This window comes from Streptomyces sp. NRRL F-5122 (assembly GCF_001507435.1).
In the GTDB taxonomy this organism is placed as follows: Bacteria; Actinomycetota; Actinomycetes; order Streptomycetales; family Streptomycetaceae; genus Streptomyces; species Streptomyces lannensis.
On sequence record NZ_LMWH01000290.1, the window covers coordinates 268,230 to 283,737 of the forward strand.

Consider the following 15,508-nt stretch of genomic DNA (forward strand, 5'->3'; position numbering starts at 1 on the left):
CGGCTCTACGGCGCGGGAACCCTGAGGGCGGCAAGGACCGGGAAGTGGTCCGAGGCCGCCCTCAGGTCCGTCTCCGTCACCCCCGGGTGGCCGAGCGGCACGCCGCAGCCGAGGATCTCGACCCCGCTCGTGGCGAAGAGGGCGTCGATGCGCTGGTAGGGGTCGGTGGGCGTCCAGGTGTACTCCGCGCCCCACGGGGCGGTGGCCCATCCGTCCTCAAGACCGCTCGCCAGCCGTGCGAAGGTCGGACCGTCCGGGCGTTCGTTGAGGTCGCCGCCCACGATCGCGTGCTCGACACCCATCCGGGCGACCCGCTCGAGCACCATTCCGCCCTGGGCGTATCGCTCGTTGCGCTCCAGGCTCAGATGAAAGCTGACGAGGCCGAGCCGGACACCCCCGAACCGTACGACTCCCGTGGCGAGGCCCCGGCGGTGCAGCCCGGGGGTGAGCGGCAGGAGCACGTCCTCGGTGCGCTCCACCGTGGCGCGCAGCGAGCAGAGGATCGCGGGTCCCGCCGCGGTACCGCCGCCCGTGAGGATCACCAGGTCGGAGGCCGCCGCGAGCCGCGCGAGCTTCTTGCGCCAGCGGAAGAAGCGCGGGGCCTCCTGGATCAGCACCACATCGGGCTCGCAGGCTCGGATCACCCGGGCGAGCGCGTCGGTGTCGTCCCGCATCGACCGGATGTTGTAGCCGAGGACCCTGACGACGGCCGAACCGTCGGGTTCGGTGCGGGAGTTGGGCAGAAGCGGAGTCGAGGGCGCCATGCCGATCAAGATAGCCCGTACCCGGTCGGAGAATCGCGGGCGGGCCGGGCCCGGTCGTCGAGAACGACGGCGCCCGCCTCCCCGGTGCCGGGGGAGGCGGGCGCCGTCGAGTGAAGGGGGCGGCCCCTACATGATCGGGTCGGGCTCCCGGGCCAGGTCGGCGGCACCGACCAGGCCCGCCTCGTTGCCCAGCTGGGCGGCGATCACTTCGGCGACCGGGCGCCAGTTGCCCCCGACCAGCCAGCGCTTGTACGACTTGCGGATCGGGTCGAGGACGAGCTCGCCCTCGTCCGAGAGACCGCCGCCCACGATGAACGCGGAGGGGTCGAAGAGCGAGGCCAGGTCGGCGAGGCCGGCACCGGCCCAGCGGGCGAGCTCACGGTAGGAGTCCACCGCGACCGGGTCGCCCTGGCGGGCGGCCATGGAGATGTGCTTGCCCTCGATGCCGTCCGGGGTGCCGTCACCGAGCGAGAGCAGCAGTTCCGCGCTCTCGGGGGTGGCGTTGGCACGCTGCTTCGCGTACCGCACGAGGGCGCGGCCCGAGGCGTACTGCTCCCAGCAGCCCTGCGAGCCGCAGCCGCACAGCAGGCCGTCCGGGACCATCCGGATGTGGCCGAACTCCGCCGCCACACCGAAGTGGCCGCGGCGGAGCTTGTTGCCGATGATGATGCCGCCGCCGAGGCCGGTGCCGAGCGTGATGCAGATGACGTTGCGGTGGCCCTTGCCGGCGCCGAACTTGTACTCGCCCCACGCCGCGGCGTTCGCGTCGTTCTCCACGACCACCGGGAGGCCCACACGGGCCTCGACCTCCGTCTTGAGCGGCTCCTGCCGCCAGTCGATGTTCGGCGCGAAGTACACCGTCGAACGCTGGCGGTTGACGTATCCGGCGGCACCGATGCCGACGCCGACGATCTCGTGCCCCGCGCGGGCACCCTCGACGGCTGCGGCGATGGCGTCCACGATGGCTTCCGGCGTACCCGGAGTCGGCACCTTGTGCGTGGAGAGGATGTTGCCTTCCTCGTCGACCACACCGGCCGCGATCTTCGTTCCACCGATGTCGACGCCGATGGTGAGTCCCATGAATCCCTCAGTTTCGGTCGAGCCCCGCTACGGCCAACCGTACCCGAGGGTGCTGACGGGCGTCGGGGCCCTCCCTGCGCTCCGACCACCCGGTACTGCCCTAGTCGAGGTCGATGCGCTCCCCCGGACCCTGGTCGCCGTCGGGACCGGAGTCGCGTGAGGTGCGGTCGGTCCAACGCCTTTCCTGGGCCTCGACGGCCGAGCGATAGGCGGCGAGCAGCTCGGAACCGGCCGCGGCCAGGTGGTCGAAGATCTCGGGATTGCGCTCGATGACCGGTTCCACGGCGGCCTTGGCCTGCTGCACGGCCTGCTGGACCATCTGCTGGGCCGCGCCCGAGGCCGCGGCGCCGAACAGCGGTGTCTGCAGCCCGGACAGCTTGTCGGCGACGGCGTCGACGAGCTTGCGCAGCTCGTCGGCGGCCGAGCCCGGGGGCCGGCCGTACTGGGCCCGGCGGCGCGCCTTCTCCGCGGCGAGGTCTTCGGCGCACGCCGTCGCCCAGGCGTCGGCGTCGGTCGCCCGCTCCCGCGGGTTCTCGGATTCGCTCGCCCAGGAGGGACCCCCACCGACGGCGGCGTCCTGAGCGGCGTCGGACGTGGGGCGCTCTTCGCTCATGGCGGACTCCTGACTGGGGTACGTACTCCCGACGTTACCCGAACGGGGGTACGTGATTCAGCGCGTGCCCGCCCGGCCGTCCCCGGCGCCCGGACGGGCGCCGGTCCGGACCGGTCACACGGAGCGCGGCCACAGCTCCGGGTCCGGAGCGAAGCGGATGCGCAGTTCTTCGTCGCGCAGGGCGGCGCCGGCCACGGTGCAGCGGCGCAGGGCGGACGGCAGCGGAACGATCCGCCGGAAGGAGCCCGCGGTCACGACGAGTTCGTCGCCGCGCCGTACGAGCTCGAGTTCCTTGCGTATCGCGCCGGGCAGCGGGATGTGCCATACGAGCACTCCGTCCTCGGCGAGCCGGTCCGCCACGGGCCACTCGACCGGGTCGGGCGCGGGATTGACCCCGGGAGGCAGGAGCGAGCCCAGGTCGTCGGCGCCGCGCGGGTCGCGGCCGAGATGCGGGAGGGGGTGCACGTCGTAGGTCCCCTGCCACTCCTCCAGGGCCTTGCGCTGCTGGGCGGCGAGGCCGGCCGGCCAGCTGTCCTGGCCGTGGTCGGGCAGGACTCGGTTGGCGATCAGGAGCTCGGGCCGCAGGGCGCGCACGGCCAGGCCCGTGACGGCGGTGCGGACCGCGTCGGCCCCGGCCGGTCCCGGCTCGGCCACCAGCCACACGCTGGTGGCGCGGTCGGCGACCACGGCCTCGACCGCGGCCAGCTCGCCGTCCCAGCGGGCGGCGGTCTCGTACATCCACTCGGCGGGCATCGGGACGCCCGCGAGCCGGCCGAGAACGGGGCGCAGGGCGCGCGCGGCCTGCCGCTCCGGCGGGAGCAGACGGCGCAGATAGCGCCGGAGTTCCTCGGGCAGGGCGAGCAGGCCGAGCGCCCGCGGGACGGGGGGCAGATCGACGACGAGGAGGTCGTACGCCTCCGAGAGGGCGGCGTCGCGAAGGGCGCGCAAGAAGGCGAGTTCCTCGGCGCCGGGGAGCGGGGTGACCTCCTCGGCGTCCAGCCGGGCGGCGCCGAGAAGGTCGAGCGCACCGGCAGCGCGGTCCTGGAATGCGACGAGGTCCTCCCGGAACCCGGCGGCGGCGTCGGGGCGCCAGGCGGTGAGGCCGGGGGCGGCCTCGACGGGTTCGGCGCCGGTGGGGACACCGAGGACCGCACCGAGGGTGTCGGTGCGGTCGGCGCCGAGCACGAGGGTGCGGTTGCCCCGGCGGGCGGCCTCCAGCGCGGCGGCCGCGGCGACGGTGGTGCGGCCGGAACCGCCCGGGCCGGTGATCAGGATGGTGCGCATGAGGGTGCACGCTACCGGGGCCCGGCCAAAGGGCCGGGCAGGACATGGGTGAGCCCGCACACGCGGCACCGCCCCGCGGCGCACCGGTGCGCCGCTCCGGACCGGGCGGCCTCGCCCCCGGCCGCCGGGCCTGTTAGGCCTGCTCTCCCGACTCCACCCTCTTCTTCAGCCCTGCCAGCGCGCGGTCGATGATGACCTTCTCCGCCTTGCGCTTGATCATGCCGAGCATGGGGATCTTGACGTCCACGGTCAGCTGGTAGGTGACCTCCGTGCCGCCCGGGCCGGCCGGCTTCAGGAGGTAGGAACCGTCCAGGGAGCGGAGCATCTGGGACTTGACCAGCGTCCAGGAGACCTTGCTGTCACCCGTCCAGGTGTACGCCAGCGTCTGGTCGTCCTTGATCGCGCCCGCGTCCATCACGAGGCGCACCTGCTCGGCGCGGCCCTGCTGGTCCTTCGCGAGCACCTCGGCCTCCTTCACCTCACCCGTCCAGTCCGGGTAGCGCGCGAAGTCGGCGATCACCCTCATGACGTCGGCCGGGGCCGCCTCGATCGTGATGCTCGAGCTGGTGTGTTCCGCCATCGACGTGGCTCCTCCAGATGCGGTCCGGTGAGGGAGGGTGGTGCGCACGTGCGCACGTGTGTGCAGCGTGAAGGCTACCGCGCACCGGCCGCGCGGCCACCACCCCTCCTGCCGTCCGGCCGCCGGCCGCTCACCACTCCAGCGCCCAGGGTTTCCCGCTGCCCGCGAAGTGCCCGACGTTCACGCACTCCGTGACCCCGATCCGCATCCTGCGCACCAGCGGCTGGTGGACATGGCCGAAGAGCGAGTAGCGCGGACGCGTGCGGCGGATCGCCTCGAGGAGCGCCCGGCTGCCGCGTTCGAAGCGGCGGGCAACGGTGTCGTAGACGAGCTCCGGCACCTCCGGCGGGATATGGGTGCACAGCACGTCCACCTCGCCCACGGCCTCGATCTTCGCGGCGTACTCCTCGTCGCTGATCTCGTAAGGGGTACGCATCGGGGTGCGCAGGCCCCCGCCGACGAAGCCGAAGGTCCAGCCCCCGATCTCCACCCGCTGGCCGTCCAGCACGGTCGTACCGGGTGCGGCGTACTCCGGCCACAGGGGCGGCATGTCGACATTGCCGTAGGTCGCATACGTCGGCGTGGGGAACGCGGCGAACAACTGTGCGTACTGTCGGCGGATCGCCTTCTCGACGACCGCCGGACGGTCCGTGCCGACGCCGGCCCACAACTCGGCGCCGAACGCCCGCGCCTCCTCGAAGCGGCGGGCGGTGCGCAGTTCCACCAGCCGGTCGGCGTTCTCCTTGCCGAACAGGTCCGGGAAGATCCCGCGCGAGTGGTCGGCGTAGTCCAGGAAGAGGACCAGGTCGCCCAGGCAGATGAGCGCGTCCGCCCCGTCGCCCGCCCTGGCGAGGTCGCGCGCATTGCCGTGCACGTCGCTGACCACGTGAATGCGCGTCCTCGGGTTACCGCCCGGTGTGGGAGCCATGACGATCAAGCGTAAGCGTGTGCGGCAACTGTGAACAGTGGCCGCCGGACCTGCGGATACTGGCCAGTCGGGAAAAGCGTGGACTACTGTGCGCAATGGAACGTCAACACATGTGACGCACGGAACATCTCGTCATGACCCCCTGTCGGAGAGGCCATACCGGCGGGTAACGTCCGGGCCGCCAGTCGTGCTCAGGGTTTCAACCAACGACTCCGTAGCAAGAACCCTGCGCACTGCCACGAGCCTTGGACCGCACCGTCGTACTACACAGAGTCGTGGCGTCGGTGCCCTATGAGGAGCAGCAGTCTTGCGCGAGTTCAGCCTTCCGGCTTTGTACGAGGTCCCTGCCGACGGCAACCTGACCGACATCGTCCGCAGAAACGCCGCGCAGCACCCCGATGTCGCCGTCATCGCCCGCAAGGTGGGCGGCGCCTGGCAGGACGTCACGGCGACCGCCTTCCTCACCGAGGTGCGGACCGCCGCCAAGGGGCTCATCGCCTCCGGCGTGCAGCCGGGCGACCGGGTGGGACTGATGTCCAGGACCCGGTACGAGTGGACGCTGCTCGACTTCGCGATCTGGAGCGCGGGCGCGATCACCGTGCCGGTGTACGAGACCAGCTCGCCCGAGCAGGTGGAGTGGATCCTCGGCGACTCCGGTGCGACCGCGTGCATCGTCGAACTCGGCACGCACGCCGCGGCCGTCGAGTCGGTGCGGGACCGGCTGCCCGCGCTCAAGCACGTCTGGCAGATCGAGGCCGGCGGTGTGGAGGAGCTCGGCCGCACCGGCACAGACGTCAGCGACGCCATGGTCGAGGAGCGCAGCTCGCTCGCCAAGGCCGACGACCCGGCGACCATCGTCTACACCAGCGGGACCACCGGCCGCCCCAAGGGCTGTGTGCTCACCCACCGCAACTTCTTCGCCGAGTGCGGGAACATCGTCGAGCGGCTGCGCCCCCTGTTCCGGACGGGCGAGTGCTCCGTCCTGCTCTTCCTGCCGCTCGCGCACGTCTTCGGACGTCTGGTGCAGATCGCGCCGATGATGGCGCCCATCAAGCTGGGCTGCGTGCCCGACATCAAGAATCTCACCGACGAACTGGCGGCCTTCCGCCCGACGTTGATTCTCGGTGTGCCGCGGGTCTTCGAGAAGGTCTACAACTCGGCGCGCGCCAAGGCGCAGGCCGACGGCAAGGGGAAGATCTTCGACAAGGCGGCGGACACGGCCATCGCCTACAGTCGCGCGCTGGACACCCCGTCCGGCCCGTCCCTCGGGCTCAGGATCAAGCACAAGACCTTCGACAAGCTGGTCTACAGCAAGCTGCGGGCGGTGCTCGGCGGCCGGGGCGAGTACGCCATCTCCGGCGGCGCCCCGCTCGGCGAGCGGCTCGGCCACTTCTTCCGCGGCATGGGCTTCACGGTGCTGGAGGGCTACGGGCTGACCGAGTCCTGCGCGGCCACGGCGTTCAACCCCTGGGACCGGCAGAAGATCGGCACGGTCGGCCAGCCGATGCCGGGCTCCGTGATCCGTATCGCGGACGACGGCGAGGTGCTGCTGCACGGCGAGCACATCTTCAGGGGTTACTGGAACAACGAGGCGGCGACCGCGGAGGCGCTGGCCGACGGCTGGTTCCACACCGGTGACATCGGCACCCTCGACGAGGACGGCTACCTCAGGATCACCGGCCGCAAGAAGGAGATCATCGTCACCGCCGGCGGCAAGAACGTGGCCCCTGCCGTGATCGAGGACCGCATCCGGGCGCACGCGCTGGTCGCGGAGTGCATGGTGGTGGGCGACGGGCGGCCCTTCGTGGGTGCCCTGATCACCATCGACGAGGAGTTCCTCGGCCGCTGGGCCACCGAGCACGGCAAGCCGGCCGGTGTCACCGCGGCGTCGCTGAGCCAGGACCCGGATCTGCTCGCTGCGATCCAGGACGCGGTCGACGACGGCAACGCCGCGGTGTCGAAGGCGGAATCGGTGCGGAAGTTCCGCATTCTCCCCTCCCAGTTCACCGAGGAGTCGGGCCACCTCACGCCGTCCCTGAAGCTCAAGCGCAGTGTGGTGGCGAAGGATTACGCGGACGAGATCGAGGCCATCTACCGCAAGTAGCGGGCCCGGATGATCTCATGTCATGACGCGGTGTCCTCGGCGAGGACCCGCGTCATGGTGCGTTCCGCGAACGCGGTGATGGTGAGGAACGGATTGACGCCGATCGAGCCGGGCACGAGCGAGCCGTCGGTGACGTACAGCCTGGAGTACCTCTTCACACGGCCGTAGTCGTCCGTCGACCGGCCGAGGACGCAGCCGCCGAGCGGGTGGTACGTGAAGCCGTCGGCGAAGGCCTTGCCGGCCGAGCCGAAGAGGTCGTACCGGTAGATCGTGGCGTTGGCGGCGTTGATCCGGTCGAACAGGTTCTTGGCCATCCGCACCGAGACGGCGCTCTGTGCGGCGCTCCAACCGAGCCTCGCGGAGTCCGTGGCCCGGTCGTACGTGAAGGACGCCCGCTCCGGGTTCCCGGTGATCGCCAGATAGAGGCTGATCCAGTGATCCAGGCCCATGGGCAACGGGGCGATCTCGGCGAAGACGGGGTTGGCCGTGTTGGCCCAGTCGTCGATGCCCAGTACGGGGATGGTGGACTCGTCGGCGCCGACCGTGTCCCAGAGGTGGTTGGCCCGGCCCAGCATCACATTGCCGTTGGTCCCCCAGCCGGTCCCGACACTCTCGTCGAGTGCCGGCAGGGCTCCCGTCTCCCGTGCGCGCAGCAGCAGTTCGGTGGTGCCGAGGCTGCCGGCGCCGAGGAAGAGATAGGTGCAGGAGTACTGACGGGAGCCGACCACCGCGCCCGCGGTGTCGATCCGGTCGGCGGTCAGCAGATACGAGCCGTCTGCCGATCTCCGTATCTCTCTGACCCGTTCCAGGGTGTTGATGGTGACGTTGCCGGTGCCGAGGGCGGAGGCCAGGTAGGTCTTGTCGAGGGTGCGCTTGCCGTGGTTGTTGCCGTAGATGACCTCGCCGGCCAGTGCGGACCGGGTGACCGCACCGGCCGCCTCGCGTCGCATGTAGCCGAAGTCGTAGACGTTCGGCACGAAGGTGGTCCTCAGACCGGCGTTGGCGGCCGCCTTCCGCGAGGTACGGGCGAACCTGTACCAGTCGGTCGACTCGAACCAGGCGGGGTCGACGGTGTTGACGCCGAGCATGGATCGGGCACGCGGGAAGTACGTGGCGTACATCTCGGCGGTGTCGACGGTGGGGAACTGCGCGCCGAAGTACGCCGGGTGCGGGGCGACGGCCATGCCCCCGTTGACCAGTGAGCCGCCGCCGACGCCCCGTCCCACGTACACCGACATGGCGTCGAAGTGCACACGGTCCAGGACACCGGGGTAGCGGCCGATGGCCTTGTTGACGACGTCCAGCCACAGGAAGGTGGCCAGGGGAGCCTCGGTGCGCGTGCGGAACCACATGGATCTCCGGTCCGGCGCACCGGTGGAGCAGAACACCTTCCCGTCGGGGCCGGGCGTGTTCCACAGGCGGCCCATCTCCAGGACCAGTGTGCGGATCCCCGCCTGCCCGAGGCGCAGGGCGGCCACGGCCCCGCCGTAACCGGATCCGACCACGATCGCGGGGGCGGTGTCGACGGCGTCGGGCTCGGCGGCCGGGGCGGACTGCAGGCCGATCCTGGTGAACCCGAGCGCGGCGGCCGTCCGGAGAGCGGCCATACCCAGTACATGACGTCTCGTCATATGACGATGTGTCAGTTCTTCTGTCATGGCCGCAGCATGCGCGGATTATCCGGTTCCGGCCAGTGCCTGTCCGGCGACATCCGCCGGACAGGCACCGTCCCGCGGAGGGTTCAGCGCTTGAGCGTGAAGGTGAAGTCGCCGGTGAGCCTGCCGCTCAGCCGGACCGCCGAGACGAGTTTGCCCTCCGTGACCAGCCTTTCGACCTCGGCCCGTGAAAGACCGCAGCCTTCGGCGATCAGTCGCACCGGCCGCACGGGAATCCGTGCCGCAAAGCGGACCGAGATGTCGATCACCTCACGGTCCAGGTGATCCGATCCGCCGGTGTCGAGGCGCCAGGCGTTGTCCCAGTCGAGGGCGATGCGGTTACGGCGCCGCACGACCGGGTCCTGGAGCAGCTCGGCCGTCAGGCCGGGGTCGTTGTCGTGCAGCCGGTCCAGCAGCTCAGGAGGCACCGACCGCACATGCGTGCGTTCCAGCACCGTGAGCTTCGCCGTCTCCCCGCACCCGGTACAGAGCACAAGGAGCCAGACGTCGATGAGCTTGTGGTGTGCGTTGACGCGAAATTTACCGCTTGCCCGGAAGCGCTCGGACGCGCACGCATGGCAACGGCGGAGAACGAGCGGCAGGCAGGTGGGCATGACCACCCAGTGTGTGAGCACCGAAGTACACCGGTTTCAGTGAGAAGTCCGCAGCAGAAAGGAGCGCGGCGCACATGCGCGACGCGCGACAGATCAGCGTTCGGGGGGTCTCACACGGTGTACAACGGCACGTCCTTGGCCAGACGACTGGGTTCGGCAGCACGGTAATGGCGCTCAGCTGCGTGCTTCCACCGGTTTTCGAGCACGTCACCGGCACGCCCCGGGAGCCGGGGGCCCTGTCGCCGCCGAGGTGTGTCACCGACGAACGCGGCACTCACTCCGGACGACAGCCCCCGGTGCACCGGCTCTCAGAGCAGCGTCTGGAGCTTCTCCGCCAGCAGGTCCCAGCGCCACTTCTCCTCGACCCACTGCCGGCCCCGCTCCCCCATGCGCCGGCGCAGCTCGGAGTCGCCGAGCAGTGTGACGATCCGGTCCGCGGCCTCCTCTGCCGAACCGCCCCGCACCACCCAGCCGGTCTCGCCCTCGAGCACCGCGTCCGGGGCACCGCCCGAGTCGCCGGCGACCACCGGCAGGCCCGTCGCGGAGGCCTCCAGGTACACGATGCCGAGGCCCTCCACGTCCAGGCCGCCCCGCCGGGTCCGGCACGGCATCGCGAACACGTCGCCCGCCCCGTAGTGGGCCGGGAGCTCGGGCCACGGAACCGCGCCCGTGAAGTGGACGGCGTCGGCGACCCCGGTGTCGTGGGCCAGCCGGCGCAGTTCCTTCTCGTAGGACCCGCCCCCGACGATGAGCAGGACCGTGTCCGGCTCCTTGGCCAGGATGCGCGGCATCGCCGAGATCAGTGTGTCCTGGCCCTTGCGCGGGACCAGCCGGGAGACGCACACCACCACGGGGCGATCCGTGAGCCCGAGGCGGGCGCGGACCCGGTCGCCGCCCGAGTCCGGGCGGAAGGTCTTCTCGTCGACGCCAGGAGGCAGCTGCACCATGCTCGCGGCCGCCTGCGGCGTCAGTGCGGAGGCGATTCGGGAACGCGTGTACTCACCGAGGTAGGTGAGGGTGTCCGTGGACTCGCCGATCCGGCGCAGCAGGCTTCGGGCAGCGGGCAGCTGGGCCCATCCCGCCTCGTGGCCGTGCGTGGTCGCCACCAGCCGTTGCGCCCCGGCGCGCCGCAGTGCCGGCGCCATCAGCCCGAGCGGGGCGGCCGCCCCGAACCACACCGACGTGCATCCGTGCTCCCGCAGCAGTCCGGCCGCGCGCCGGGTCACCGCCGGAGTGGGCAGCAGCATCGTGGTCCGGTCGCGTACGACGGCGAACGGCTGCTCGGCGTCGAAGGCCGCGGTCGCCTCGGTGCCCTCGCGGCCACGCTTCCAGGTGGAGGCGTAGACGACCAGCCGCTCCGGATCCAGACGCAGCGCCATATTGTGCAGGAACGCCTGGATACCACCCGGACGGGGCGGAAAGTCGTTGGTCACGATGAGGGTCTTGTGCATCGTCGTCGACACTACCGAACGGGATGTGTCACCGTACTCACAGCTCCGCACGGCCGCGCTTCATCGCCGTCGCACTGTGCGGCGGGAGATCATGGTCCCGCACCACAGGCGACACGGAACGGGCAGGACAGGGGCTCAGGTGGACATGGCGGGCACACGGCGGTTCCCGGTCTGGCTGCTCACCACATGGGCTCTGACCAGGCTGGCCCTGCTGCTCTTCGTCTTCAAGGTGTTCGTCTTCCCCGGCCCGGACGTCACCAGCGACGTCTCGGTGATCTACCACGGCTGGTACGACACCCTGCGCACCGGCGCGTTCCCGCACGACGACGTGACCTGGCAGTACCCGCCCGCCGCCGCGCTGGCCGTGCTCTCCCCCGCGCTGCTGCCCTTCCTGGACTACGCACAGGCCTTCTACGTCCTCGCCTTCCTCGCCGACCTGGCGGTCCTGTGCCTGCTGCTGTACGCGGGCCGACGGCCGCACAGGACCGTGCGCGGGGCCTGGGTCTGGGTGGTCGGCGTCGCCCTGCTCGGCCCGACCGTGTACGCCCGCTACGACCTGATGGTGACGGCGGTGGCGGTGGCCGCGCTGCTCGCGGGCGCCCGCAGGCCGCGGGTGATGGGGGCACTGGTGGCCGTGGGCGCCCTGCTGAAGGTGTGGCCGGCGCTGCTGCTGGCCGGTGCCGTCAAACGCCGGGCATGGGTGTCGGCCGCGGCGACGGCCGGCGCCCTCGCCCTGCCGGTCGCCCTGACGATGCCCGGCGCCTTCGGCTTCCTGACCTCCCAGCGTGACCGCGGCACGGAGGTCGAGTCCCTGGGCTCGCTGGTCTTCCATGTGGCGCGGCACTTCGGCTGGAAGGGCCAGGTGCTGCTCAACTACGGCTCGGTGGAGTACCTCGGGCCCTACGTCGACTGGGTCAGCTCGGCCGCCCTCTTCCTGACCGTGGTCGCCTTCGGATGGCTGCTGCTGTGGCGTGTCAGCGTCCGCCGGATGCCGCCGCACGCGCTCGCGGACGCCGCCTTCGTGGCCGTGCTGCTGTTCACCGTCACCAGCCGGGTGATCAGCCCGCAGTACATGGTGTGGCTGGTCGGGCTCGCGGCCGTCTGCCTGTGCTCCCGCGCGAGCCGGATGGCGCTGCCCGGCGCCCTGGTGGTGGCCGCCTGCCTGGCCACAGTCCTGGAGTTCCCGGTCTGCTTCGCGAACGTCGTCGCCGGCGACGGACTCGGCATCACCCTGCTGTTCGTGCGCAACGGTCTGCTGGTGCTCGCCACGCTGACCGCCGCACGGACGCTGTGGCGCGGCACGGTCTCGCACCCGGCCCCGACAGTGCCGCCTCAGGCCACCCGCACCCAGGAGACACTGACGCCCTCCTGACCGTGCGGGACCTGCCGCGGCGGGCCGGGCGGGGAAGCGCACGGCCGCGCGGGGCGAACGTGCGGCCCGTCGGCCCCAACCGGACGAATCCTCAGCCCAGTTGGGCTCTCAGATACGCCTGCCACTGACGTGTGAACGCCTCCGGCGTCGTCCCGAGCACCTTCCGCATCGCGCCCTCGACCGCCCCCGGCCGCTCGCGATGGTCGCCCACCATTCGGTAGAACTCGTTCAGGCGGACCTCGCCCCAGCGGTCGGCGATCATTCGGCAGGCCATCCAGCCGCCCTCGTACGCCTGGGCCAGCTTCCCCGGGTCCCCGGAGAAGGCGAAGTCCGCGTCCTTCGGCAACGCGGCCGGGACATGGCCCAGCGCGATCGCGCGGTCGAGTTCGGAGGCCACCTGACCGGGCGGGCGGCCGGTGCCGCGATAGCCGACCCAGTCGGCGTAGCCCTCGGAGAGCCACAGGGGGGTGGCCGCCGTGGTGTGGGCACGGGTGGCGACATGGGTGGTCTCATGGCTGAGAACGACCTGTTTGCCCAGGTCGCCCAGGACGCCGTATGCCTCGGGGTTGACGATGATCCGGTCCGCGGGCGCCTTCCCGGCGCCCCCAGCCTCGCCGGTGGTGACCGCGGCGATCCCGCGGTAGCCGGACGCCGGGGCACCGAGCAGCCCGGCCATCCCCTCCAGCGTTCTCGGCACGAGCACCACCACGTGCCGAGGCCAGTCGGTGCCCCATGCGTCGGTGACGGCGGGCACCGCACGGTCGGCGAGGTCCGCGTAGGCCCGCAGGACACTGTGCGGCTGCCCGACGCCGAGCACCAGACTGTGCGACCCGCGGACCGCCTCGACGGCTCCCTGCTCCCACAGTTGCTGGTTGGCCTTCCGGGCGGGTTCCTCGGAGCCGACGACCCAGCGGCCGTCGCTGCGGGTCAGCCGCAGCACACGGCTCGCGGTGACCGGCGCACGGTCGTAGCCCTTGATTCGGTAGCGCAGTTCGGCGTCGGCGGTGGCTCGGTCGCCGGTGCGGTGCAGCGCGGTCAGCCGGTAGGACCAGGCGGCCAGCGGTATGTCACGGAGGTTGTCGAACTCGGCCGGGCCGACGGCGGGTCGGCCGTCGGCGGCACCGGACGCCGCCTCGGTCGCCAGGAACGCCGAGCGGTCCCCTTCCAGGATCGCCGCCGCCCGCCGGTCGAGCACCTGCTGCACTGCGGCGCTCTGGGCGTCCGTCCCGGAGCCGCCCGAGCAGCCGATAAGTCCGGCGAGGAGCACCACACACACCGCCACGCCCCCCGGCACACGTCTGCGACCAGCCACCTCACGATCGTACGCGTCGGTCGGACGGTGTATCGCCGCCTCGTTCAGGGTCGGATGACCGAGGAGACGGGCATCATCCCGACCGGGTCGTAGCGCACCGCGGCCCCGGGATGGGGCGCGTGGATGACCCTGCCGTTGCCGACGTACATCGCCACATGGCTGGCGTCGGCGCGGTAGACGACCAGGTCTCCGGGCCGGGCCTGGGAGAGCGGGACCCGGCGGCCGGCGTGGCGCTGCGCCTGCGAGGTGCGGGGCAGCCCGATTCCGGCATGGGCGTACGACCACTGCATGAGGCCCGAACAGTCGAAGCTGCGCGGCCCGCTGGCACCCCATACATACGGCCTGCCGAGCGCGGAGCGGACCGCGGCGACGGCGGCTGCGGCCCGGGGACCCGGTGGCACGGCGTCGGCGAGGTCGGGCATGCCGCCGCCGGAGCGGGACACCCGCTCGTAGGCCGCCCGCTCCTCCGGCGGCAGGGAGTTGAGCATGCGCTGCGCCGCGGCGAGCTTGCGCTCCACGTCCTTCTTGTGCCGGGCGACGGCCTTGCGGGTCTTCTCCAGCGCGGCGAGCTCGTCCGCCACCACCGTGCGCTCCTCGGCCAGTTCCCGCAGGGCGCCGCGCAGTTCCCTCAGCTGCCCGGACTGGCGGGCGCCGATCCGGTCCAGTGCCGCCGCCTTCTCGAGGTAGTCGGCGGGATTGTCGGAGAACAGCAGCTCCAGGGAGGAGGCGAGGCCGCCGGAGCGGTACTGGGCCCCTGCGAGGGTGCCGAGCGCGTCCCTCATGGAGTTGACGCGATCCTGCTGGCGGGCGATCCGGTCCTGGGCCCGGCCGACCTGTCGGCGCAGCGAACCGGCGCGTTCCCCGGCCGCGTTGTACGCCTCGGTGGCCTGTTCGGCCTCCAGGTAGAGCCGGTCCACGGTGGCCCGGTGATCGCGAGGCGCGGCGTGCGCCGGTACGGCACCGAGGGCCGCGGCAGCCGCGGCGGCGGACACGACGGCGGCTGTGGCGCCACGTCCCCGGCCGAGGCCGGATGGTGCAAGGCGGCGATGGGACCCCACGTCCGGTCGCACTCCCTTCCGCTGACGACCCCCACCGCTCGGCGGGGGAAACGCGGCAGACAGTAGCCGGGCGATCACGCCTGGAACAAAGGGCGCGATGTGCACACACCATGCGAAACCCCGCCCTGACGCAGGTCATAGGCGGGGCACAGGGTCAGCGGGAGCCGCTGGAATTCCCTCGTTCGGGCGGGTGTGGACCGCCCGGGAAGGCGGTCAGATCCGGACGCCGAACTGGAACGGCATGTTGCCGATCGACTCGTAGCGAACCGAGGCACCGGTGTGCGGGGCGTGCAGCACCTGGCCGTTGCCCGCGTAGAGGCCGATGTGGTGCAGGTCGCCGTAGAAGAGGACCAGGTCGCCGACCCGGAGGTCGCTCTGGCTGTAGATACGGGTGCCCGCGTTGGCCTGGGCCTGGGAGGTCCGCGGTATGGAGACACCGGCCTGGGCGTAGGCCCAGGAGGTCAGGCCGGAGCAGTCGAAGGAGGACGGGCCGGAGGCGCCGTAGACGTAGGGCGAGCCGATCACGCTCTGCGCGGCGGCGAAGGCCGCTCCGGCCCGGCCGGAGGCCGAGGCGGTGGAGCCGCTGAGGGCGTTGCGCATGCTGTCGCGGCTGGCGCGGGCCTGGTCGGCCTGGAGGGCCGCGCGCTCCTGCGCGGTGAGGCTGTTGAGCAGCTTCTGCGCGTCGGCGAGCTT

The 15,508-nt window shown here is 71.7% G+C and carries 14 protein-coding genes; 2 read left to right on the forward strand and 12 right to left on the reverse strand.

Annotated features, from left to right (window positions below):
- Positions 1-5 precede the first annotated feature (5 nt).
- The 6 genes from ADL25_RS42350 to ADL25_RS42375 form a co-directional block, all read right to left on the reverse strand.
- Entirely contained in the window at positions 6-764 is a 759-nt protein-coding gene (locus tag ADL25_RS42350; RefSeq protein WP_059133265.1) for an endonuclease/exonuclease/phosphatase family protein, read from the reverse strand.
- Positions 765-890: 126 nt separating this feature from the next.
- Positions 891-1,844, reverse strand: a complete 954-nt coding sequence (locus tag ADL25_RS42355; protein WP_059133266.1) for an ROK family glucokinase — start codon at positions 1,842-1,844, stop codon at positions 891-893.
- A 100-nt stretch (positions 1,845-1,944) separates the two neighbouring features.
- On the reverse strand, positions 1,945-2,457 hold the full coding sequence (locus ADL25_RS42360; RefSeq protein ID WP_059133267.1) for a DUF5304 domain-containing protein: 513 nt from the start codon (positions 2,455-2,457) through the stop codon (positions 1,945-1,947).
- Between the two features lie 114 nt (positions 2,458-2,571).
- Complete coding sequence (locus tag ADL25_RS42365; protein WP_059133268.1) at positions 2,572-3,741, reverse strand: ArsA family ATPase; 1,170 nt, start codon at positions 3,739-3,741, stop codon at positions 2,572-2,574.
- Positions 3,742-3,874: 133 nt separating this feature from the next.
- Positions 3,875-4,321 carry an SRPBCC family protein gene (locus tag ADL25_RS42370; RefSeq protein WP_059133269.1) on the reverse strand — a complete coding sequence of 149 codons (447 nt, stop codon included), beginning with the start codon at positions 4,319-4,321 and terminating at the stop codon, positions 3,875-3,877.
- A 130-nt stretch (positions 4,322-4,451) separates the two neighbouring features.
- Positions 4,452-5,249, reverse strand: a complete 798-nt coding sequence (locus ADL25_RS42375) for a metallophosphoesterase family protein (protein ID WP_063805860.1) — start codon at positions 5,247-5,249, stop codon at positions 4,452-4,454.
- Between the two features lie 307 nt (positions 5,250-5,556).
- On the opposite strand from ADL25_RS42375, the gene ADL25_RS42380 reads away from it, so the two are divergent.
- On the forward strand, positions 5,557-7,353 hold the full coding sequence (locus ADL25_RS42380; RefSeq protein ID WP_059133271.1) for an AMP-dependent synthetase/ligase: 1,797 nt from the start codon (positions 5,557-5,559) through the stop codon (positions 7,351-7,353).
- A 20-nt stretch (positions 7,354-7,373) separates the two neighbouring features.
- On the opposite strand, the gene ADL25_RS42385 is transcribed toward ADL25_RS42380, so the two are convergent.
- From ADL25_RS42385 to ADL25_RS42395, 3 genes are all read right to left on the reverse strand, one after another.
- Entirely contained in the window at positions 7,374-8,960 is a 1,587-nt protein-coding gene (locus ADL25_RS42385; protein ID WP_059133272.1) for a GMC oxidoreductase, read from the reverse strand.
- Positions 8,961-9,094: 134 nt separating this feature from the next.
- Complete coding sequence (locus tag ADL25_RS42390; protein ID WP_059133273.1) at positions 9,095-9,643, reverse strand: DUF1062 domain-containing protein; 549 nt, start codon at positions 9,641-9,643, stop codon at positions 9,095-9,097.
- Positions 9,644-9,930: 287 nt separating this feature from the next.
- Entirely contained in the window at positions 9,931-11,073 is a 1,143-nt protein-coding gene (locus tag ADL25_RS42395; protein WP_059133274.1) for a glycosyltransferase family 4 protein, read from the reverse strand.
- A gap of 139 nt (positions 11,074-11,212) precedes the next feature.
- Between ADL25_RS42395 and ADL25_RS42400 the strand changes: the two genes are divergently transcribed.
- Positions 11,213-12,445, forward strand: a complete 1,233-nt coding sequence (locus ADL25_RS42400; RefSeq protein ID WP_416070655.1) for a glycosyltransferase 87 family protein — start codon at positions 11,213-11,215, stop codon at positions 12,443-12,445.
- Between the two features lie 91 nt (positions 12,446-12,536).
- Here ADL25_RS42400 and ADL25_RS42405 read toward each other — a convergent pair whose 3' ends face one another.
- The 3 genes from ADL25_RS42405 to ADL25_RS42415 all read right to left on the reverse strand — a co-directional run.
- Positions 12,537-13,757, reverse strand: coding sequence for a hypothetical protein (locus ADL25_RS42405; RefSeq protein WP_059133275.1), 1,221 nt, complete (start codon positions 13,755-13,757; stop codon positions 12,537-12,539).
- A 44-nt stretch (positions 13,758-13,801) separates the two neighbouring features.
- The gene (locus tag ADL25_RS42410; protein WP_059133276.1) at positions 13,802-14,815 is read right to left on the reverse strand and encodes an NlpC/P60 family protein; all 1,014 of its coding nucleotides are present in this window, start codon (positions 14,813-14,815) and stop codon (positions 13,802-13,804) included.
- Positions 14,816-15,028: 213 nt separating this feature from the next.
- A partial coding sequence (locus ADL25_RS42415; RefSeq protein ID WP_199839306.1) for a C40 family peptidase occupies positions 15,029-15,508 on the reverse strand: 480 nt, incomplete at its 5' end.